Origin of the sequence: Amycolatopsis dongchuanensis (genome assembly GCF_039542405.1) — a bacterium.
GTDB lineage: Bacteria > Actinomycetota > Actinomycetes > Mycobacteriales > Pseudonocardiaceae > Amycolatopsis_E > Amycolatopsis_E sacchari.
Genome location: NZ_BAABIB010000075.1, coordinates 70,497 through 90,683, shown reverse-complemented (window position 1 = coordinate 90,683; position 20,187 = coordinate 70,497). Strand labels below are relative to the sequence as shown.

At 72.1% G+C, this 20,187-nt stretch carries 19 protein-coding genes; 15 read left to right on the top strand and 4 right to left on the bottom strand.

Annotated features, from left to right (window positions below; translation table 11 throughout):
* Window positions 1-25 precede the first annotated feature (25 nt).
* From ABFX51_RS18030 to ABFX51_RS18010, 5 genes are all read left to right on the top strand, one after another.
* Window positions 26-700: a GntR family transcriptional regulator gene (locus tag ABFX51_RS18030; protein ID WP_245783189.1), complete on the top strand. Its 675-nt coding sequence runs from the start codon at window positions 26-28 to the stop codon at window positions 698-700.
* Window positions 701-814: 114 nt separating this feature from the next.
* On the top strand, window positions 815-1,972 hold the full coding sequence (locus tag ABFX51_RS18025) for a thiolase family protein (RefSeq protein WP_091510653.1): 1,158 nt from the start codon (window positions 815-817) through the stop codon (window positions 1,970-1,972).
* Entirely contained in the window at window positions 1,969-2,328 is a 360-nt protein-coding gene (locus ABFX51_RS18020; protein ID WP_091510655.1) for a Zn-ribbon domain-containing OB-fold protein, read from the top strand. The genes ABFX51_RS18025 and ABFX51_RS18020 overlap by 4 nt, the downstream gene beginning before the upstream one ends.
* Before the next feature lie 11 nt (window positions 2,329-2,339).
* Window positions 2,340-3,902 carry a class I adenylate-forming enzyme family protein gene (locus ABFX51_RS18015; protein WP_091510658.1) on the top strand — a complete coding sequence of 521 codons (1,563 nt, stop codon included), beginning with the start codon at window positions 2,340-2,342 and terminating at the stop codon, window positions 3,900-3,902.
* Window positions 3,895-4,743 carry an SMP-30/gluconolactonase/LRE family protein gene (locus ABFX51_RS18010; RefSeq protein WP_091510660.1) on the top strand — a complete coding sequence of 283 codons (849 nt, stop codon included), beginning with the start codon at window positions 3,895-3,897 and terminating at the stop codon, window positions 4,741-4,743. Before ABFX51_RS18015 ends, ABFX51_RS18010 begins: the two co-directional genes overlap by 8 nt.
* Window positions 4,744-4,771: 28 nt before the next feature.
* On the opposite strand, the gene ABFX51_RS18005 is transcribed toward ABFX51_RS18010, so the two are convergent.
* Window positions 4,772-5,548: an SDR family oxidoreductase gene (locus ABFX51_RS18005; RefSeq protein ID WP_091510661.1), complete on the bottom strand. Its 777-nt coding sequence runs from the start codon at window positions 5,546-5,548 to the stop codon at window positions 4,772-4,774.
* A 228-nt stretch (window positions 5,549-5,776) separates the two neighbouring features.
* Window positions 5,777-5,947, bottom strand: a complete 171-nt coding sequence (locus ABFX51_RS18000; protein ID WP_177228812.1) for a hypothetical protein — start codon at window positions 5,945-5,947, stop codon at window positions 5,777-5,779.
* A gap of 19 nt (window positions 5,948-5,966) precedes the next feature.
* Here ABFX51_RS18000 and ABFX51_RS17995 point away from each other — a divergent pair, with 19 nt between their 5' ends.
* Complete coding sequence (locus tag ABFX51_RS17995) at window positions 5,967-6,356, top strand: SDR family NAD(P)-dependent oxidoreductase (protein WP_218153519.1); 390 nt, start codon at window positions 5,967-5,969, stop codon at window positions 6,354-6,356.
* Window positions 6,357-6,373: 17 nt separating this feature from the next.
* Here ABFX51_RS17995 and ABFX51_RS17990 read toward each other — a convergent pair whose 3' ends face one another.
* Window positions 6,374-7,330, bottom strand: coding sequence for a helix-turn-helix transcriptional regulator (locus tag ABFX51_RS17990; RefSeq protein WP_143249911.1), 957 nt, complete (start codon window positions 7,328-7,330; stop codon window positions 6,374-6,376).
* A gap of 112 nt (window positions 7,331-7,442) precedes the next feature.
* Between ABFX51_RS17990 and ABFX51_RS17985 the strand changes: the two genes are divergently transcribed.
* Genes ABFX51_RS17985 through ABFX51_RS17975 form a run of 3 tightly spaced genes read left to right on the top strand, consistent with a single transcriptional unit; the run spans window position 7,443 to window position 9,569 of the window.
* Window positions 7,443-8,207 carry a hypothetical protein gene (locus ABFX51_RS17985; RefSeq protein WP_143249912.1) on the top strand — a complete coding sequence of 255 codons (765 nt, stop codon included), beginning with the start codon at window positions 7,443-7,445 and terminating at the stop codon, window positions 8,205-8,207.
* 22 nt (window positions 8,208-8,229) lie between these two features.
* A complete protein-coding gene (locus tag ABFX51_RS17980) occupies window positions 8,230-8,784 on the top strand; it encodes a hypothetical protein (RefSeq protein WP_091510669.1) in 555 nt (184 codons plus the stop codon).
* Entirely contained in the window at window positions 8,781-9,569 is a 789-nt protein-coding gene (locus tag ABFX51_RS17975; protein ID WP_091510670.1) for a hypothetical protein, read from the top strand. The genes ABFX51_RS17980 and ABFX51_RS17975 overlap by 4 nt, the downstream gene beginning before the upstream one ends.
* A gap of 6 nt (window positions 9,570-9,575) precedes the next feature.
* Here the strand turns inward: ABFX51_RS17975 and ABFX51_RS17970 are convergent, their stop codons facing one another.
* Window positions 9,576-11,111: a purple acid phosphatase family protein gene (locus tag ABFX51_RS17970; RefSeq protein WP_346054290.1), complete on the bottom strand. Its 1,536-nt coding sequence runs from the start codon at window positions 11,109-11,111 to the stop codon at window positions 9,576-9,578.
* A gap of 260 nt (window positions 11,112-11,371) precedes the next feature.
* Between ABFX51_RS17970 and ABFX51_RS17965 the strand changes: the two genes are divergently transcribed.
* The 6 genes from ABFX51_RS17965 to ABFX51_RS17940 all read left to right on the top strand — a co-directional run bounded on the left by ABFX51_RS17965 (window position 11,372) and on the right by ABFX51_RS17940 (window position 20,101).
* Window positions 11,372-13,552 carry a hypothetical protein gene (locus ABFX51_RS17965; RefSeq protein ID WP_177228813.1) on the top strand — a complete coding sequence of 727 codons (2,181 nt, stop codon included), beginning with the start codon at window positions 11,372-11,374 and terminating at the stop codon, window positions 13,550-13,552.
* Window positions 13,545-14,798, top strand: a complete 1,254-nt coding sequence (locus ABFX51_RS17960) for a hypothetical protein (RefSeq protein ID WP_091510676.1) — start codon at window positions 13,545-13,547, stop codon at window positions 14,796-14,798. Before ABFX51_RS17965 ends, ABFX51_RS17960 begins: the two co-directional genes overlap by 8 nt.
* A gap of 27 nt (window positions 14,799-14,825) precedes the next feature.
* Entirely contained in the window at window positions 14,826-15,344 is a 519-nt protein-coding gene (locus tag ABFX51_RS17955; RefSeq protein ID WP_143249913.1) for a hypothetical protein, read from the top strand.
* Window positions 15,345-15,353: 9 nt separating this feature from the next.
* A complete protein-coding gene (locus ABFX51_RS17950) occupies window positions 15,354-16,637 on the top strand; it encodes a hypothetical protein (RefSeq protein ID WP_091510679.1) in 1,284 nt (427 codons plus the stop codon).
* A 5-nt stretch (window positions 16,638-16,642) separates the two neighbouring features.
* Window positions 16,643-17,911 carry a hypothetical protein gene (locus tag ABFX51_RS17945; RefSeq protein ID WP_143249914.1) on the top strand — a complete coding sequence of 423 codons (1,269 nt, stop codon included), beginning with the start codon at window positions 16,643-16,645 and terminating at the stop codon, window positions 17,909-17,911.
* A 72-nt stretch (window positions 17,912-17,983) separates the two neighbouring features.
* The gene (locus tag ABFX51_RS17940) at window positions 17,984-20,101 is read left to right on the top strand and encodes an AfsR/SARP family transcriptional regulator (RefSeq protein ID WP_091510682.1); all 2,118 of its coding nucleotides are present in this window, start codon (window positions 17,984-17,986) and stop codon (window positions 20,099-20,101) included.
* Window positions 20,102-20,187 lie beyond the last annotated feature (86 nt).

Here is a 20,187-nt window from a genome sequence, read left to right as displayed (position 1 = left end):
GCGCGCATGGGGACGAGGTGGCGGGATGGCCAGGGCGGTGCCGCCCAAACGGCGGCGGAGCATGAGCGACGAGGTCGCCGACCACATCCGGGAGCGCATCTTCGACGGCAGCCTCGCCCGCGGCCAGCGGGTGCCGCAGGACGCGATCGCGGCGGAGCTGGGCGTGAGCAGGCTCCCGGTCCGCGAAGCGCTCATCACGCTGGAGACCGAGGGCCTGGTCGACTCCGAACCGCACCGCGGCACGTTCATCGTGCCGATCCGGCAGGAGGACATCGAGGACCACTACCGGATCTACGGCATGGTGCAGGGGCTGGCCACGGCCCGCGCCGCGACCCGGATCACCGAGCCCGTGCTGCGGAAGCTGGAGGAGCTGCACGAGCAGATGCAGCGCAGTGCCGACGGCGACGAGCTGCACGACCTCAACTGGGAGTTCCACGCGCTGATCAACAAGACCGGGGGCAGCCGCAGGCTGCTGTCGGTGCTGCGGCAGCTGTCGCGCAACCTGCCCCGCTCGGTCTACGAGGTGCCCTCCGACGGGGGGCAGGAGGCGAACAAGGGGCACGCCCGGATCCTCGAGGCCCTGCGTGACGGCGACGCGGCCGCGGCGGACGCCGCCAGCCGCGAGCACGTCCGGCTGGAGGGCGACCACGTCGTGCGCACCCTGCGCGAGCAGGGCGTACTGGCCGACGACGCGTTCTGAGGGCGGCTGCGCGCCCACCTGCTCCGCCGGGCAGGACCGCGGGGCCCCGCGCTCGAGGCTTGTCTCCGCACATCAATTTGATACATTATCAATTCTTCTGACAAGGGAGTCGTGATGAGCCAGGGCCGTGCTCCCCTCGCGGCGATCGCCGGGGTCGGGACGACCCGCTTCGGCAAGCTGCCGGGGTACTCGCCCGACGACCTGGCGGGCTGGGCGCTGCGGGAGGCGCTCGCCGACGCGGCGTTGCCGGTCGGCGCGATCGACGGACTGGTCGCCTGCCGGGTCAGCGGTTACGAGAGTTTCTCGGCCGCGTACGGGCTCCAGCCCCGCTGGTGCGTGCAACTGCCCGCCGAGGGGCGGATGTGCGGCGCCGCCATCGAACTCGCCACCGCGGCGCTCGCCGCCGGGCTGTGCCGCACGATCGCGCTGGTCTACGGCAACGACGGCCGCTCCGCCGGAGCCACCTACGGCGCGGGCGGCACCGGCTACACCGCGGCGGGCGAGGGCTACGGCACCCGCCCCGAGCTGACGCGCCCGTACGGGATGACGTCGCCGGGCGCCTTCTCCGCCCTGATGTTCCAGCGGCACCGGCACGAGTACGGCACCACGGCCGAACAGCTGGCACAGGTCGCGCTCACCTTCCGCCGGCACGCCGCCCTCAACCCGGCGGCCGTCCTGCGGGACCCGCTGGACCTGGACACCTACCTGGGCTCGCGCTACATCGTCGAGCCCCTGCACCTGTTCGACTACTGCCTGATCAACGACGGCGGCGTCGCCATGATCCTGACCGTGCCCGAGGCGGCACGGGATCTGCCCCAGCCCCCGGTCTACGTGCTCGGGGCGGCGCAGCGCGCGCAGTTCCTCGGTTCCGACTTCCCCCCGGAGGACTACTGGCGCGGCGCCCTGCGCGAGGTGGGCGACGCCGCGCTGCGCCAGGCGGGCCGGGAAAGGTCCGAAATGGACGGTCTGATGAGCTACGACAATTTCAGCCCCAACGTGTTGTTCACCCTGGAGGGACTGGGTTACTGCGCGCCGGGCGAGTCCGGCCCGTGGATCGGGGACGGCGGCATCGGGCTTGGCGGGCAGCTGCCCGTCAACACCTCCGGCGGCCACCTGTCGGAAAGCTACCTGCAGGGGTGGGGCCTCAACGTGGAGGCGGTGCGGCAGCTGCGGGGCCAGTGCGGCGAGCGGCAGATCCCCGGCGCCGCGCACATCCAGTACGCCTGTGCGGCGCCCCTGGTCTCCTCGGTCGTCTACGGGAACCAGCCGTGAGCGCCGCCGACCTCACCCCGCATTTCGCCGGGCTCGAAGCGGGGGAGCTGCGGGTCTCCCGCTGCGGCGCGTGCGGCGCGCCGCGGTTCCCGCCGACGCCCGTGTGCCCGCACTGCCGGGTGGACGGTGCCCTGGAGTGGATCACCGCGGCGGGCACCGGGACCGTGTGGTCGTACGCGGTCTTCCACAAGGCCTATTTCCCGCCTCCGGGGCCTCAGCCCCCTTACGTGGTGGCCGTGGTGCTGCTCACCGAAGGCATCAAAATCCTCACCAACGTCATCGGGGACGGGGTGCGGGTCGGCCTGCCCGTCCAGGCCGTGTTCGACGCCGCCCTGGTCCGTTTCCGGGCCGTCTGAAGGAGCTTGCGATGGATCACTACCGACTGCTCGACCAGGACACGCTGCCCGGCGTGCTCCGCGCGCTGGGCAAGCATTTCGCCGACCACGAGGCCGTGGTCGCCGCAGACGGGCGCGTGTCGTTCGGCGACTGGCTGCGCGCGTGTGAACGCGTGGCGGCGGGTTACGCGGCGGCGGGGCTGCGGCCGGGTGAGCGGGTCGGCGTTCTGCTGCCCAACGGACTGCGCTGGCTGACCGCGACCCTCGGCGCGCACCTGGCCGGCCTCGTCGCCGTGCCCGTCAACACCTGGTACCGGTCCTCGGAGTACGCCTACGTCATCGAACGCGCGCGGCTCAGCACGATCGTCGTGGACGCCACGCTGTTCGGCCGGAACGTGCTGGCCGATCTCGCCGAAGCCGGGTACGGCGGGTTGTTCGACGCCTCGCGGGACGGCTACCGCGGCGCCCTCACCTGGCCCGCGGGGGAGGACCTGCCGCCCGCGCTGCCCGCGGGTCCTCCCGTCGAGGTGCCCGTCGCGCCGGACGACCTCGCCCTCATCCTGTTCACCAGCGGCAGCACGGCGAAACCCAAACCCGTACCGTTGCGCCATGGGCACCTGGTCGCCAACCCGCGGGAGATCGGCAGGCGCCAGCACCTGCGGCCCGGCGACCGGTTGTGGATCTCGGCGCCGTTCTTCTTCGGCTACGGCTGCGCGAACGCGCTGCCGGTGGCGCTGACCCACGCCACGACGCTGTGCCTGCAGGAACGGTTGGACGGCGACGAGGCGCTGGCGTTCATCGAGCGCGAGCGGTGCACCGTCTACTACGGACTCGCGCCCACCACGCGGGCGCTGCTGGCCGCGCCGACGTTCGGCACCAGGGACATCTCGTCCCTGCGCACCGGCACGTGTGGGTTCACCGCCGAGGACAAGCGGCTGGTGATCGAGGAACTCGGTGTCACGCAGGTGTGCAGCATGTACGGGCTGACCGAGGGCTACGGGCACTCCGCGGTGAGCGACGCGCTCGACCCGGTCGACGTCAAGCTGCAGACCTGCGGCACGGCGCTGCCCACCCAGCGGATCCGGATCACCGACGAGCGGGGGCGGCCCTGCCCGGCCGGGGTGACCGGCGAGATCGAACTGGCCGGCGCAGTGATCGACAGCTACCTCGGTTCCGCCGAACTGGACGCCGGCGCGTTCCGGGACGGCTGGTTCCGCACCGGGGACCTCGGCTGGCTCGACGAGCACGCGCGGCTGCATTTCGCCGGACGGCGCAAGGAGATGATGAAGATCAAGGGCATCAACATCGCGCCGGCCGAGGTCGAGGACGTCCTCATCGGACACCCCGCCGTCGACCAGGCCTTCGTGATGGGACTGCCCGGACCGGAGGGCGAGGTCATGGCGTGCGTCGTGGTGCCCCGTGAGCCGGTGCCCGACGAGGACGCCTTCGTGCGGGACCTCGTGGCGCACATCCGCTCGCGGGCCGCGAGCTACAAGGTGCCCTCGCGGTTCCACCTGATGGCCGGTGCGGACCTGCCGTTGACCGACACGGGCAAGGTCAGCAAGCTCAAGCTGCGGGAGGTGCTCGATGCGTGAATTCCGGTTGCTGGCGGAGGGGATCGGTTTCACCGAGGGTCCCTTGTGGACTTCCCTCGGACGGCTGCTGGTGACCAGCGTCTCCCGGGGGCAGGTGCTGGAACTGGACCCGCGCGACGGCTCCGTGCTCCGGCGGATCGAGACCGGTGGTGGCCCCAACGGGCTGGCCGAGGACGAGCACGGTCGCGTGTGGGTGGCGCAGAACGGCGGCTCGGTGCGGCCCAGCAGCTCGTCCCGGCCGGTGGCCGCGGGTCTGCAGACCCTGTCCGGTGACACGGTGCTGGACGCGCTCGCCGCCGGCGTGCGTGCGCCCAACGACCTGGTGCGCGGGCCGGACGGGCGCATCTGGTTCACCGATCCCGGCAGCCCGCACGATCCGGTGCCCGGGCAGGTCTACGCGTACGAGCCGCGCACGGGCTTGCTCGAACGTGTCGCCGACGGGATCGACTTCCCCAACGGGCTGGCCTTCGACCTGGCGGGACGGCGGCTGTACGTCGCCGCGACCCGTGCCCGCGCGATCCTGCGTTTCGACTGGGACGGCGCCGCACTGCGCCCGGCGGGCGTTTTCGCCCGGGTACCGGGAGGCCCGGACGGGCTGGCGTTCGACGCGGACGGTCGCCTGTACGCGGCGCTGCCCGACGCCGACCGGATCGCCGTGCTCCGCCCGGACGGCACCGGGGAGGACGCGATCCGCTTCCCCGGCGGTACCTTTCCCACGAACCTGTGCTTCGCCGGAGCCGGGCGGGAAACGCTCGTCGTCACCGCCGCGAAGGGTGGTCGGGTCCTGGCGCTCGACGGCGTCGCGACCGGACCGCGGCAGCTCGTGCCCGCCACGTCGTGAAACCGCGCCATCGCGTGGTTCCGCTACCTCACACCGCCTGCGCGGTCGGCAGGATGGTGATCTCGCTGAGGTTGACGTGCCGCGGCACCGACGCGATGAAGGCGATCGTCTCGGCCACGTCGGCCGGGCTGAGGCACTCGATGTCGCGGAGCAGGTCTGCCATGAGCTTGCTGGCGTCGGGATCGGTGACGTGGTCGGGCAGTTCGGTGTCGACCATGCCCGGTTCGATCGCCGAGACGCGCACCATCTTGCGGCCCAGCTCCACCCTGGCCAGCCGGGTGAAGTGGCTCAGGTACGCCTTGGTGCCGGAGTAGACGGAGAACTTCTCCAGGATCCGGGTGGCCGCGATCGAGGAGGTGGTGATCAGATCGGCGGGACCGCCCGCCGCCGCGGCGTCGACCAGCTGCGGCAGGAACGCGCCGAGGACGTTCATCACGCCGGTGATGTTGAGGTCGATCTGGCGCTGCCAGTCGTCGACCTTGAGGTCCTCGATGGGCGAGATCAGCTGCACGCCGGCGTTGTTGACCACCAGGTCGACGCGGCCCAGCCGCTGCTGGACCTGCCCGGCCGCGGCGGTCACGGCGTCCCGGTCGGTGACGTCGAGGGGCAGCGCGAGCGCGGTGCCGCCGGCGGCGGTGATGCGTTCCGCGAGCGCGTCGAGGTTTTCCTTGCGCCGCGCGGCGATCGCGACCTTGGCGCCCAGTGCGGCGAGGCGTTCGGCGGTGGCGGCGCCGATGCCACTGCTGGCCCCGGTGATGGCGGCGACGCGGCCGGCGAGAGGTGTGTTGCCGATGATCTGGGACATCATGTTTTCCTTTCCCGGTAGGGGTTTCTGTTCGGCACCACCAAGAAACCAGTTCCGGGGGAGGAAAAGGGGGTCGAAAAGCGCCCCCGCTGTCGGGGGACAAGCTGACCCCCCTTCAGGCGCTCAGCTCCCGCGCCCACAGGCGTGCGGCGGCCTGGTCGAGACCACGGGAAAGCTGCCGCCGGTACGTGCTGAACGACAGGCCGAGCCGCCGTGCCGCTCGTCCTCCTAGCCGTACTCGGTCACGGCCCGCGGGTTGGCGGCCAGCTCCGCGGGGCGGTGCAGGCACTTGTACGCGTCGCGGACGGCGGCGGCGAACTCCTCACGCGAAAGGACGGTGGCCCCTGCCGCGCGCTCGCGGACCGTGGATTTCCAGTGGACGCCCGCGTTGTTGAACACCAAAGGTGTGTTCCTGTCGATGAAGTACGAGATCGCCCACATGCGTGCCGCGGGCGGTGGCGCCATCGTCAACACGGCCTCGATCGCCGGGCTGATCGCCGATCCGGGCATGTCGCCCTACGTCGCGGCGAAGCACGGGGTGGTGGGCCTGACCAAGGCCGCGGCGATCGACTACGCCACGGAGGGGATCAGGGTCAACGCGGTCGCGCCGGGCCTGGTGCGCACCCCGATGACGCAGGGCTGGCTCGACGACCCGGAGATGCGGGAGACCGTGCTCGCCGGTTCGCGGATGGGGCGTGCCGCGGACCCGGAGGAGATCGCCGGGGTCGTGCTGTACCTCGCCTCACCGCTCGCGTCGTTCGTCACGGGCGCGGTGTTCACAGTGGACGGTGGGCAGACCGCTCATTGACCGCCGGGGCCTCTTGCTCAGCCGAGCCGGGCGTGCAATTCGTGGCAACCGGTGACCCCGGTCTTGCGGTAGATCGACCGGAGGTGGTCGTGCACGGTGTGCAGGGAGAGGTTCAGCCTGCGGGCGATCTGCTTGGCCGGCAGTCCGGCCGTGACCTGGCGGACGACGCCGAGCTCCGCCGGGGACGCGCCGTACCACGCCGCCAGCACGGGCAGCAGGAGCTCGCCGCGTGCGGGCTCGATGGTCACGCCCACCGCGGCGGAACCGTCCGGTTCGAGCGGTTCCGCGTGCACCGCCAGCCACCCGTCCGGTGTCGGCAGCCGGCTCACCGTGTGCCGGCCCGCTTGACGGGTGAGGTGGACCGAGTTCCAGAGCACGCTGACCAGCCGCCGGTCGTCCACGGCGGAGTTGTCCGGCCACAGCACGCGGAGGGTGTCCCGGGCGGTCGGCGTGATCCCGAGGAGTGTGTGGTCCGTCCCGACGGTGACCACACCCGGCGCCGTCGGGGGCGGCGGGGGCAGTGAGGTGCCGGCGATGAACCGCCGCAGGGCTTGCGCCACCGGCCCGGAGAGGGCAGCCGCACGAGCCACCTCGTCGCCGCTGAACGGGCACGCGCCGGTGCGGACCAGGGTGAGTGCGCCGAGGGTGTGGCGACGATCGGCCAGCCTCGTGATCAGCCGGTGTGGCCGCTCGCAGACCCGGGGCCCGGCCGGCTCGGCCGAGCCGGTTCCGTACCAGTACAGCGGGGTGTCGATCCGGCACACCCGGCCGATGAGTTCGGCGAGGTAGGCCTGGTCGGCCAGCCAGAAGCAAATCGCGCCGGTCACCGGGTCCTGACCACTGATCAAATAGGAATCGTGCGGTATCCAGTGCCGGACCAGCCCGGGCACCTCCTCCGCGAATTCCTTCGCGCTGCTCGCCTCGCAGGCCGCCAGCAGCATGGCACGACCGGTCGCCCCCAGTTCATCTTTCACAGCATCCAGTATCGCCGTGTCAACCCCTCATGTCTCGGGATTTCCCTGACGCACCGGAAAGGAAAGACTCGGCTCGTTCCGGATTTCTGCCCGGATGGGCGAGGGGGTTGTGATGACGGACTTCACGGCGCGGCTGTTCGAAGATCGCGCACTGCGGACGGTCGTGAAGCCTTCGTTTCCAGTGGTCGAGGTTCCGCCCGATGCTGGCGGAACGGCCCTGGGCGGACTGTTACCGCCGACTGGGTCCGTCGTGGTGTATTTCGGCGATCCCACGGCACCGGCCTGGCGGGACCTCCGCGACGCGGTCACGCGGCAGGACTGGGAAAAGCTGCGTGACTCGACGGCGAGCCGGGTGGCGAAGGGCTGGACCGACGACGACGTACTCGCCAGCCCGGTGTATTTCGACGTGCGTTGTGCGGGCAGAACCTTGATCCAGCAAATGGCGCTTCTCGCGGGCCACCCGTACGGCACGCTGACGTTTCCCTACACCGGCGGGCTGATCGAGGACACCGACTTCGAGATCGTCGAATACCACCGGACCCGGGACGTGTCCTCCTTGGGTTATGTTTTCGCGCGCCGGGCGCCTGAGCTGACGCCGCTGGAACAACGGCTGGTCGCCACGCTCGGCCCGGATCTGCGGGAGCTCAATGTCGGACCGCACCTGCCGTGCCAGACGACGACGTTCGACCAGGTGTGCGAGGTGGTCGAACAAGCGGCTCGCGCGGAGCTGACCCGCAGGCACGGTTGTGTCGACGCCGAGGGCCCGGCCAAGAGGCTGCCCGACGATCTCGTCGAGGCGATCGCCGGCCAGCCAGGCGAGCCTGCCGTACCGGTGGCCGAACTGCTCGCCATCCGGCGCCGGATCCTCGGCGGCTGACCGGGTTCCGCGGGAGGAACGGATGATTTCCTGCCTGGTTGCCGCTCTGCCGGGCGGCTGGCTGCTGCTCACCGTGCTCGCGGCCTTGCCCCGCGTGGGCCCGGTGCTCCGGCTCCGGCTGCCGCGCTGGCTCTCCCCGCTGGTCCCGACCTGGACGTTCTTCGCCCCGCACCCCGGGACGGTCGACCACGTGCTCTGCTACCGCGACCGGCTGGCCAACGGCACGGTCAGCGCGCTGCGGGAAGTGTGGCCGGCGGGCAGGCCGAGGGGGCGGGCGGGCAAGGCCGTGGACGACGCCGTTTCGCTGCTGATCCAGGCGAACGGCGTCATCGAGCGTGCCCGGCTGGCGGGCACGCTGACCCCGGCCGAGGTGGAGACCCGGCGAGCGGGCCTGCTGATCAGCACGTCGTACCTGCTGCTGCTCACCGCGGCGTCGCGCGTCCCGCACGACGCGACCGCGGTCGGTGTCCAGTTCTGTGTCGTCGCCACGAGCCGGCGGGACGAACCACCCCGGCTGGTGTACGCGTCGGCAGTCCACCAAGTCGATGCGCGTCCGCGGTGGGCGGGTGTGTCATGACCGAGTACGAGGCCGCACGCCTGGTGCTGGCCGTCAGCGGTATCGGGCTGGCCTGGACGGCCCTCCGGGACCTGCGGACCGGCGGTGAATTCACCGGCCGTGGCGTCCTGTCCTGGGATCTCGTGGGTGTCGGCCGGTTACGCCGCCTGCCGTGGCTCGGCCGGTTGATGGGCTGGCCCGGTCACCGGCTGGTGCTGGCGGCGCAGCTGGTGGCCGGGCTCGCCGCCCCGGTCGTGGCGGCGAGCCCGGGTGCCGGCTCCGCGGTGGTGGCGTGCGTGCTGCTCACGACCGTGCTGCTCACCGTGGAGCGCACCGGGTACGGGCTCGACGGGGCGGATCAGATGGTCGTGCTGGACCTGATCGCGGCGGCGGGGACGCTCGTCGTCGGTGGCGTGATCGGCCGGCTGCTGCTGGCCTTCCTCAGCGCCCAGCTGCTGCTCAGCTACACGATCTCCGGCGCGGCCAAGCTGGTCTCACCGGTGTGGCGCGACGGGAGCTGCCTGGCACTGATCCTGTCGACCGACTCGTACGGCTCGCCCCGCCTGGCCGCGACGTTGCGGGCACGGCCCGCACTGGCGCTGGCCATGGCGTGGTTCGTCATCGTGCTCGAGGTGACCTTCGCCGGGACGCTCGTGTTGCCCGCGCCTGCCCTGTGGTGCGTCCTGGCGGCTGCCTTCGCGCTCCACCTGGGCATCGCCGTCACGATGGGGCTCGTCAACTTCCTGTTCGCCTTCACCGCCGCCTATCCGGCGTTGACGTACACCATCTCCGCGTACCTGCACTGAACCCCGTCAGCCGTCCGAGCGACGGCGCCGGAGCGTGAACCGCTCGAAAACCGAAAGTTCTCCTGAGGGCTTGTTGACGTTGTAGTACGTGACGTACATCGAGGTGGTGTCGCCGGGGTGCCGGCCGGGGTCGACGGTGAAGGCCGCGAAGCCGTACGGGTGCTCCAGGTCGCGCACGGCGCTCCAGACGGCCTCTTCCTTGACGTAGACCGATGTGCGCTTGCCCCCCGAGGAGTTCGGCGTGACCGCGGTGATCACCTTCGCCGTGCCGTCCTTGAAGAAGCTCTGGTTGGTCGTCCCGGAAACACCGCCGCCGCCGAGGATCATGTGCACGGTGCCGTGCGTGGTGTCGATGACGTCGGTGCGCGAGGACACCGGGTTCGGCGTCAGCGTCTCGCTGCCCGAGACCACGCCGCGGACCGCCAGCGAGCGCTCGTAGTCGTGTTCGTGCCCGCACAGGACGAGGTCCACGCCGTAGCGGTCGAACAGCGGGCCGTACTTCTCGCGCAGCCCGAGGTCGGCGCCGTTGGCGTCGGAGGAGCTGATCATCACCTGGTGCATCGCGACGACGACCCAGTCGACGTCCCGTGACGAGCGCGCGGCCCGCAGTTCCCGCTCCAGCCACGCGAGCTGGCGGCCGCCGGAGTAGCCGTTGATGTAGACGTCTCCGCCGTCCTGCAGGCAGTTGTCGTCGTTCTGCAGCACGATCACGTGCACCGAGCCGACGGTGAACGAGTACCACAGCCCGGCCAGCTCCGGGTCGGTTTCGGTGGACGGCAGCCGGAAGTACGTCTGGTACGCGGCCAGCCCGATCGGGCCGTTCGCGCGTTCGATCTCGTGGTTGCCGGCGGCGGGCATCCACGGGCGGAAGCGCGCGGAGCGGGTGTTGTTGGTGAAGAAGTTGTTCCAGGTGCGGACGCGGTCGACGTCGAGGTTGGCGTAGCAGAGGTCGCCGTTGAGCAGGTGGAACAGCGGGCCGACGGTCTCGATCCCGGTGACGATGTCCTTGGTCGCGGGGGTGGAGTTGGCGTCGAGGCCGACGCTGCCGTTGGCGGCCCACGTGACCTGGGGCGCGGACTGGTCCCCGAAGCTGGTGAAGGTGAACGGCGCGCGGCCGGCCGGAGCGGTGCGGAACGTGCCGGCGTCGGGCGTCGCGCCGTCGTGGGAGACGGCGTAGATGTAGTCGGTGCCGGGGTGCAGGCGGTCGAGCGCGGCGTGGTGGACCCACACCGTGCGGCCCGACGTGCCGTCGACGTAGGTGCGGGTCTCGGCCTGCGCGACCGCGCCGAAACCGCCGTCGAGCGTGCCGTAGGTGACGCGCGGCCGCCGGACGGCGGCGTCGGTGATCCAGGAGGCGACCATCTGGCGCGCGGGGTCCTTGCCGAACTGCAGGTGCAGGCCCTGCACGGGCGTCGAGCCGGTACCGGTGACCGGTGAGACGGGTGCGGCGGCGGCCACGGCCCCGCCGAGCAGCGGGCTCGCGGCGGCTCCGGCGCCGAGCAGGCCCAGGGCGCTGCGGCGGGTGACGGACTGCTGGGACATGGGTGGCCTCCTCGCAAGATCGAAGGAAACCTAGGTTCGCCCGTCGACGCCGGGGTGAACATCCGCGGAACGCGGTCTTTTCCTTGTGGGACAAGGGAAAACGGACAATCGGGGTGAGGTGTGCCTGGTGGGGCGAACCGGGCGCCGTCGAACTCCGCCCGGCTGCCGCGGTTTCCCGCCAGAACCGCACTGTCGACGGATTGTCGACGGCCGGTGCGAGGGTGAGGGCCGTTCTGGGGAAGCGATCCAAGGAGGTCCAGATGAGTATGTCCGTGCTCAGGCCGTACGGCCTGGACAGCGCGGCGGGGGACGGCGAACGATCGGCCTCGCCCTTCGCCCCGGCCGGGCTCGCCGCCGCCGAAGCGCCGGTGGCCGCTCCCGCACAGGTGCTGAACTCCCCGTTCGCCGAGGCGGCCGTCGCCGCCGGGGAGGCCGGACGCGGGGCCGAAACCGCCGGTGCGCTGCTGGCCGAGCTCGACGACGAGGAGTTCGCCGAGACGCTGGACGTGCTGGTGGACGAGGCCGCCGCGCGGCACCTGCGTTCCGTCGGCACCTGGTCCTCCGCCTCGGAAGCCCCGGCGCTGGCGAGCATCGACACCGGGCAGTGGCTGGAGGAGCTGGCGCGGGAGTCCGACCGCGTGCTGCGCGGGCTCGAAGCGCACTTCGGTGAGCGGCCCGCGGGTTCCTTGCAGGACGGGGAGATCGAGGCAGTGGCGGGTCTTCCCGCGATGGACGGCTTCACGCATCCGCTCGACGCGCAGCAGCTGTTCCTCGGTGGCCTGCTGGACAAGGCGAAGAAGCTCGCCAAGGGCGTCGGCAAGCTCGCGAAGAAAGGGTTTTCCGCACTCGGGAACCTCGCGCTGGGCCCGCTGTTCGCCACCCTGCGCAAGCTCGTCCGGCCGCTGCTGAAGAAGGTGCTCGACACCGCGATCGGCAAGCTGCCGGAGTCACTGCGCCCGCTGGCCGGGCAGCTCGCCGCCAAGCTCAACGGCGAGACGGGTCTCGCCGAGGAGTTCGACGAGGCCATCACGGAGGCGGTCACGTTGCGGAAGGACACCCTCGAAGAGCACCCCGCCCTCGACGGGTACGAAGCGGTGGGCAACGACCTCGACGAGGCCCGCGCGCGGCTCAACCGCGAGCTGTCCGCCGCCGACCCCGAGGTACCGCCGACCGAGCAGCTGCAGCAGTTCCTGCCCGTCGTGATGGCGGCGCTGCCGCTCGTGCGCACCGCGGTGAAGGTCGTCGGCCGGGACCGGATCGTGAACAAGATCGCCGAGCTGATCGCCCGGCTGATCCAGGGCATGGTCGGGCCCGAGGCCGCGAAACTGCTGTCCCGCCACATCGCGAGCACCGGGCTCGGCCTGCTCGGGCTGGAGACGTCCGAACCCGAGTCGCTCGGCGCCGAGGCGATGGTGGCCGCCACCGAGGACACCGTGCGCGAGGTCCTGAAGCTCCCGCCGGAGTCACTGGAGAACGACCTCGTGCTCGAAGCCGCGGTGCAGGACGCCTTCGCCGAGTCGGTCGCCCGGCACATGCCCGCCGCGGTGCTGCGCAGCGAGCTGGTCGAGCGCGAGTTCGACGGCGAGCACGGGGTGTGGGTGCTGATGCCGCGCGCGACGCGGCCGTGCTTCCGCTACAAGAAGTACAGCCACGCCATTCCGGTCCGGGTGTCGCGGCCGATCGCGCGAGCGGTCGTGTTGTCGAGCGGCGAGACCCTGGAGCGGCGGCTGCTCGACGACGGTACCGAGACCTGGCCCGTCGAGGGCGAGGTGGAGCTCTACGAGCTGCTGCCGGGCGGCACGCTCGGGCACGTCGCCGCGTTCGAATCCGACGACGGCGCGGTGAGCGAGTTCGAGGTGCTGACGGAAAGCGCCGCGGGCACGCTGATGGGCCGTCCGCACTGGGGCCACAATGGACACCGCGTCGGCTCACGACGGCCGGGCAGCCGGTTCTTCCGCTTCCACCACCGCGGACGGCCGCTGCACCACCGGCACTTCTTCGCGCTCGGGTTCGACCTCACCGCGCCGCAGCCGGTGCTGCGCGTCAACCTGCCGATCGGCGAGCGCGACAGCCACGAACTGGTCGCCCAGCTGCAGCGCCGCCAGCTCGTGCAGGTCGTGTCGACTGTCCGCAAGCTGCTCGGCGAACCCGCGGTGGCCGCGCTCGGCCGGCGGCTGGAGCACCTGATGTCCAAGCACGGCATCGCCGCGCCCGCCGGTGCCGCGCAGGCGCTCGCGGGCACGCTCGCCGGAGGCATGCTGCGGTCGCTGGCCCAGCAGCTGCCCGCCGCCGCGGCCACCCTCGCCCAGGCCGCGCAGGACCCGGCGTCCGGCGTCACGCTCACCTTCACGTTCGCCTTCACCGACCGCGCCGCGGTCGCCGCGGGCACCCCGGCGGGCGACCCGGCGCTGACGGTCCGAGCGGGGCAGCACCGTGACTGAGCAGGTCCTCGACCGGCAGACCGAGGCCGAGCTGGTGCACTGGCGGCTCGCGGCCGCCGGCCTGGCCGACCTGTCCATGGTGGCCGCGCCCGAGGCGTGGCAGGCGCTGGAGGACTACCTGCAGCGCCGGGTCCGCGGCAGGCTGCGCGAGGTCGTCGCCGTGCTGGTGTCGGAAGCCGAGGCGCTGCAACGGAAACTGGGGGAGGACGGGGAGGCGGTGCGGGCGGGCGTGCTCCGGCTGCGCACCCGCTACCTGCAGGTCGAGACGATCCTCGACTTCTACGGCGACGCGGTGAACAGCCGCACCAACCCGGCGCTGCGGGCGCTGCTGCGCGGGTACGACGCGCTGGCCGGGGACAGCATGGCCGCGGTGCTCACCCGTGTCGGCATCGAGCCGCCGCCCGCGCTGGTCTACCTCGACGGCGGGCTCGGCGCGGCGATCCTGCGCGCCGGGATCAGGCTGTGGGACTCCAGCCACCCGTCGCCGGCCGCGGCGATCAAGCTGACCCGGCACAACCTCGCACACCCCACGGCGCTGCTGCACGAGACCGGACACCAGGTCGCGCACCTGACGGGCTGGCACCAGGAACTGGCCGACGCACTCGAAACCCGGCTCGCGCCGCGTTCGGCGGAGCTGGCGGCGGTGTGGCGGGGCTGGGCGAGCGAGGTCGCGGGGGACGTGCACGCGTTCGCCCAGGCGGGCTGGGCGCCGGTGGCCGCGCTGGCCAACGTCGTCGACGGCACGACGGAGGCGGTCTACCGCATCGGTTTCGGCGATCCGCACCCCTTCGGGTTCCTGCGGGTGCTGTTCAACGTCGAGCTGTGCCGCCGCTGGTTCGGCGGCGGGCCGTGGGACGACCTCGCGGCGGCCTGGCAGCGCCGGCATCCGGTGGAGCGGGCCCCCGCCGACGTCGCGGCGCTCACCCGCGCCAGTCTCGCGGCGCTGCCCGACATCGTCGACGTGTGCACGTGCCGGCCGATGGCGGCCTTCGGGGGCGCCCCGCTCTCGGCGCTGCTCGACCTGCGCCGCGTGTCCCCGGCGGCGCTGCACGCGCTGGCCGTCCAGGCGGGGGAGTCCCTGCTGACGTCGGCCTACCTGCGGCGGCGGGAACCGCTGCGGATCCTGGCGCACCTGTCCACCCGCGCGGTGCTCGACCCGGGCGCCGCGGCACAGCACCAGGCGGCGCTGCTGGCGTGGGTCACCGACGTCGGTGCCGACGCCACGCCCGCCCGGCGTGCTGCCTGAGCGGAGCAAACAAGAGGAGGGAAACCCATGGCAGTGTCAAAAACGGTGTCCACAACGGACGGTGCGGAGCGCAAGGAGCCCGCGCCGGTGGCACCGGACCCGGTGCTGGACCAGCTCGTCTCGCTCACCCGGTCGATCTCGGACCTGGTGCGGCAGAACGCGGAGGTCCAGGACACCACCACCACGGCGGCCGACGCCGACGAGCAGGCGAGGGTCGTGTTCGCCTACGACTTCCTCGGCGTGGTGCTCGGCCGCCGCGCGCCGAGCGTGTTCCAGCTGACGAAGGTGACCGTGACCCGCAAGCCGGGCACGCTGACGTTCACCGGCCTGGGCGGCGCGACGGCCGCGAAGATCCGCGCGGCGAACAACGTCACCCAGCTGCTGCAGGGGCTCGCCGAGGGCGTGCCCGTGCGCATCGACCAGGGCGCGAACGCGATCCAGGACGACCAGCGCATCGATTCCATCGTCACGTTCACCGCGGTCGGCGGACTCCCCGTCGCCCTCGGCCCCTGCCTCGACGCCGTGTCCGGCCCGATCGTCGTTTAGGAGAAACCGATGTTCTTTCCCTTGGCCAAGGCGCTGGGCACGCAGGCGGTCTTCCGCCTGCACCCCGCGCAGATCGCCGCGCTGCTCGACGAGATCTGGGACGGCGCGCGAAGAACCCCGCAGATCCCCGACCCGTCGGGGGAGAAGGACCTGGTCTTCTACGCCACGTTCTTCGACGACACCGTGCTCAACGCGCTCGACCTGCCGACGCAGCCGGGCGACGACCCGTTCACCTCGACCGACGGGCTCAACGCCTTCCTCGCGCCCTCCGGCGTGAACGCGGGCGGGCGGTTCGAGTGGAGCGGCAGGCCCAACAACCTGTTCTGCCCGCCGCTGCTGTGGCACCACCTGGCCTACGCCTACGTGCTCGAAAGCACCGGCATCGTCGAGATCTTCGCCGAGCTGGTGCGGCGGCTGGTCGTCGGGGAGACGCTCGGGGTCCTCTCGCCGGACAGCATCGCGTGGCTGCGCGCCACCGAACAGCTGTTCTTCCGCGACCTGCCGACGTTCTCGGTGGCGAGCGTGCTGTCCGACGTGCGCCCGTACGACCGCACCAACCGCCGCAACGCCTACTGGCGCATGTTCGGCCTCGACCTCGCGCACGCGGTCCCGCCGCTGTGGGCCGGGCACGGGCCGCTCGCGGACTGGAAGGAGCTGACCGGGCCGGTCAACGTCGACTTCCGCAAGAACTGGAGCGAGTTCCTGCGCCAGATCTGGATCGGCGTGGAGAACCGGGACAACCGGACCGGCGCGAACCCGACCGACCCCAGCTACATCGCGCTGCTCGCCCGCGCCATCAGGGACCTGCTCGGCAACCGCCGCCGCGGTGGTGCGCTGGCCCGTGAGGAGTTCGCCTACGTGACGATGCTGAACTGGTTCCACCTCACTGTGGACACCGACACGTCGGTGGTCGTCGACCTGCAGGCGCAGGCCAGCAACCCGGCCGACCGGCTCGGCGCGCTCGGGCAGAAGGTCGGCATCGTCCCGGCGCTGCGCTCGCGTGAGCTGTTCGACCTGTCCGAGCCGATGTCCACGCTGCTGCGCGGCGTCGAGCTCGGGCTGTTCGACACGGAGGAGACCGCGACGACGTTGTTCACCGCGAACAGCAACATCTTCCGCGACGTGCTCGACACGATCAACAACTGGCAGTCGGCCACCGGCGAGCGGATCAAGGAGAGCCCGGCCCAGCAGCAGCTGGCCCGCGCCTCGCAGCCGCTGCACGTGCCGGTCCCCGCGCCGGGGGTGCCCGCGACGAACGGGTCGGCGGCGCCCGCGTTCAGCGGGAAGGGGTGAGCCCGGTGCGGTCCCAGCGCCAGGACCAGCGGGCGTGGACACTGCCGGAGCTGCTGGCGAACGGTGACACCACGGCCTACGAGCCGGAATCCCGGGAGGACGACCGCGAGCTGCTCAGCCCGTTCGCCGCCCCCGGGGGGTTCTCCGTGGACAACGAGCTGGAGAACTGGGCGGACACGCTGCGGAAGCTGCCCACGCAGGTCAACGAGGCGCTGCGGAAGGGCAACGTGCCGCTCGCGGTGCAGCTGCTCGTGGCGGGCGGCAAACGGGACGAGAACTGGCTGACCGACCTGGTCTTCCACTTCCGCCACCCGGAGCTGCACGGGCGGGACATCCGGCCGGGGGAGACGAAGCTGGCCGGGGACTGGGTGGAGCTGCGCACGAAGTTCGTGCGCCCGCTGCTGGCGGCGGCAGGGGCGCCGCCAGCAGCGATCCCCCAGAAGCCGCCGAGCCCGCCGTTCCAGGGGCAGCCGAGGCTGTCGCCGGCGGACTGGCGGCACCGCGCGCTCACCGAGGCCGGTATCGACCCGAACACCTGGAAACCGGTCGACGGGTTCGAAAAGCTCCGCTCGGTCTGCGACAAGGTGTACGCGTTCTACGCGAAGATCTACCTGCAAGAGGACAAGAACATGCGGTGGGCGGGGCTCGCGAAGCTGGCCGGCGGCGAGATCCTGTACGCGTTGCGGACCTCGCAGGCGCTCATCGACTTCGCGAAGTCGCCGCCGGTGCTCAGCGTGGACAAGGGGTTCGCGGTGCTGCCCAGCGTCGCCGCGGCGTACGCGGGTGAGCTGCAGGTGCTCGTCCTCGAAGGGCAGAAGGCGGTCTTCTGGGACCTCGCGTGGCAGATGCAGGCGTACGTCACCGCGGGGCTGCCGGAGCTGGAGGCGCAGCGCGCGGCGGGGGCGGACGTGCCGATCGAGGCGTGGCGCGACATGGCCTCGGGCGACGAGGACCGGATCTGGCGGGGCACGGCGGGGATCGCGCACCACGAACAGGAGATCGTGCTGGGGCCGTTCTTCAAGGCGGTGCGGGACATCCAGGACTTCGACCGGATCCCGGCGCAGATGTCGGCCACGGCGCGCTCGCCCGTCCCCGGCGGGAAACCGTTCGCCGAAGTCCTGCCGGACGGGGACATCACGGTGTTCGCCGACCGGTGGCGCTGGATCGAGGCGGACATGCTCCCCGCGTACCGGCGGCTCACCCCGCAACGCCGCCGCCAGCTGGTCAGGCTGCCGCTCGCCGACCTCGCCGACCACCGCTATCCGCCGGAGTGAGCCCGGCTCGTATCTGTCCCCCGGGTTCCAGGCTCTTTTCCCGGAAGGGTCCGGCCGAACCCGGGGGACAGGATGAGCGGTATCCCGCGGACCGCCGACTTCCGCGTGCTGGGCGCGCTGGAGGTCGTGGCAGGCGAGCACGTGCTCGCACTGGGCGGCCCGCAGCTGCGGGTGCTGCTGGCCCTGCTGCTCGCGGCCGGCGGGCGGGCCGTGGGGGTGGGCACGCTCGTCGACGAGCTGTGGGGCCCGCACGCGCCGCACGACGCCGACCGGACCGTGCGGACGTACGTGTCGCGGCTGCGGAAGTCGTTGCAGCCCGCCGCGGGGGCCGCGGTGATCGTCACCCGGGCACCCGGCTACGCCCTGCTGCTCGACCCCGACCTCCTCGACGCGGGCCGGTTCGAACGGCTCGCGGCGGCGGGACGCGCGGCGCTCGGCGCCGGGCGGCCAGGGGAGGCAGCCGAGCAGCTTGCCGCGGCGCTGGCGTTGTGGCGAGGCGCCGCGTACGACGGGTTCGACGAGACCCCGTCGCTGCGGACCGAGGCGCACCGCCTGACCGAGCTGCGGGACAACGCGCTCGAGGACCGGATCGACGCCGACCTCGAGCGGGGTCTCGGCCGGGAACTGGTCGGTGAGCTGGAAGCGCTTACCGCCGCGCACCCGGACCACGAACGGTTCTGGGCACAGCTCATGAAAGCGCTTTACCGCGCGGGCAGGCAGGCGGACGCGCTGCGGACGTTCCGCCGCGCGCGGCAGCTGCTGCTGGAGGAGGCGGGGGTCGAACCGTCCCCGCTGCTGACCGGGATCCAACGGCAGATCCTCGCCCACGACACCGCGTTGCTGGCCTCGGCCGACGAAAGCGGGCCGCTGCCGGCGGGGACGCGGGCGCTGCTGGACGACGGGGACCTGCGCACGAGCAGGCGGCACTTCGAGATCGCGTACGAGCGCGCGGAACGGGCGGGTGACGCGAACGTGCTGGCGCGCGCGGCACTGGGCCTGTCCGGCCTGTGGGTGCACGAGCACCGCACGGCGACCGGCGTGCACCAGATGCGGGAACGGCTGCACCATGCGCTTTCCGTCGTCGCCGACGACGACTCGCTCGCGTTGCGGCTGCGGGTGCGCCAGGCCGGGGAGGCGGACTACCGCTCGGGCGGGCACGCGGAAATCCTGGCGCTGTTGGAGGAAACCCGTGTCGCGGGCGATCCGGTCGCGCACGCGGAGGCGCTGAGCATCGCGCACCACTGCCTGCTCGGCCCGGAACACGGGCGGCTGCGGCAGTCGCTCGCGTGGGAGCTGATCGGGGAGAGCCTGCGCACGGGGCGGCGGGCCGACCGGCTGATGGGGTTGCTGTGGCACACGGTCGACCTGTTCCTGGCCGCCGACCCGCACGCCGAACGGCGGCTGGTAGAGCTGGAGGAAGCGCTGGCCGAGCGGGACAACCTCGCCGTGGGGTTCGCGGCGGCGGCGATGCGGGTGATGCTGACGATCCGGTCCGGGCGGTTCGAGGAGGCGGAGAAGCAGGCGCAGGCGTGCGCCGAGCTCGGTGACGCGGCGGGCGACGCGGACGCGATGGGCTGGTACGGCGCGCACCTCGTGGCGATCCGGTGGTTCCAGGGGCGGCTGGGGGAGCTGCTGCCGATGCTGGACGAACTGGTGCACTCCTCGAGCCTGAGCACGATCGACAACTCCTACTTCGCGGCACGGGCCGTCGCGGCGGCGGTCGCGGGCGACCGCCGGAAGGCGGCGAGCTCCCTGGCGCGGCTGACCGGCCGCGACGTGGCGGGCGTGCCGCGGTCGAGCACGTGGCTGGTGGCGATGAACGGGGTGGCGGAGACGGCCTTCCGGCTCGGCGACGCCGCGGCGGCCGCGGAGGTGTACGCACTGCTCAGCCCCTACGCGGACCTGCCGATCATGGCGAGCCTCGCGGTCGCCTGCTTCGGCTCGGCGCACTACGCGCTCGGTGTGGCCTCGCTCGCGGCGGGCGAGCTGGATCGCGCGGTGTGGCACCTGCGGACGGCGGTGCGGCACAACCTGGCGCTGGGGCACTGGCCGGCGGTGACGGTCTCGCGGGCGCGCCACGCGGAGGCGCTGACGTTGCGGGACGCGCCCGGGGACGCGGCGATGGCGGACACCGAACTGTCGGCCGCGCACCGGGACGCGTGGCTGATGGGGATGTCCTTGGCCCGCTGACGGCTTCGCCGCCGTCAGCGGGCAGGATCCCGCACCGAGGACAGCGACCTCGATGAGCCGGTCCGAGGCCATTGTGGACGGTCGTT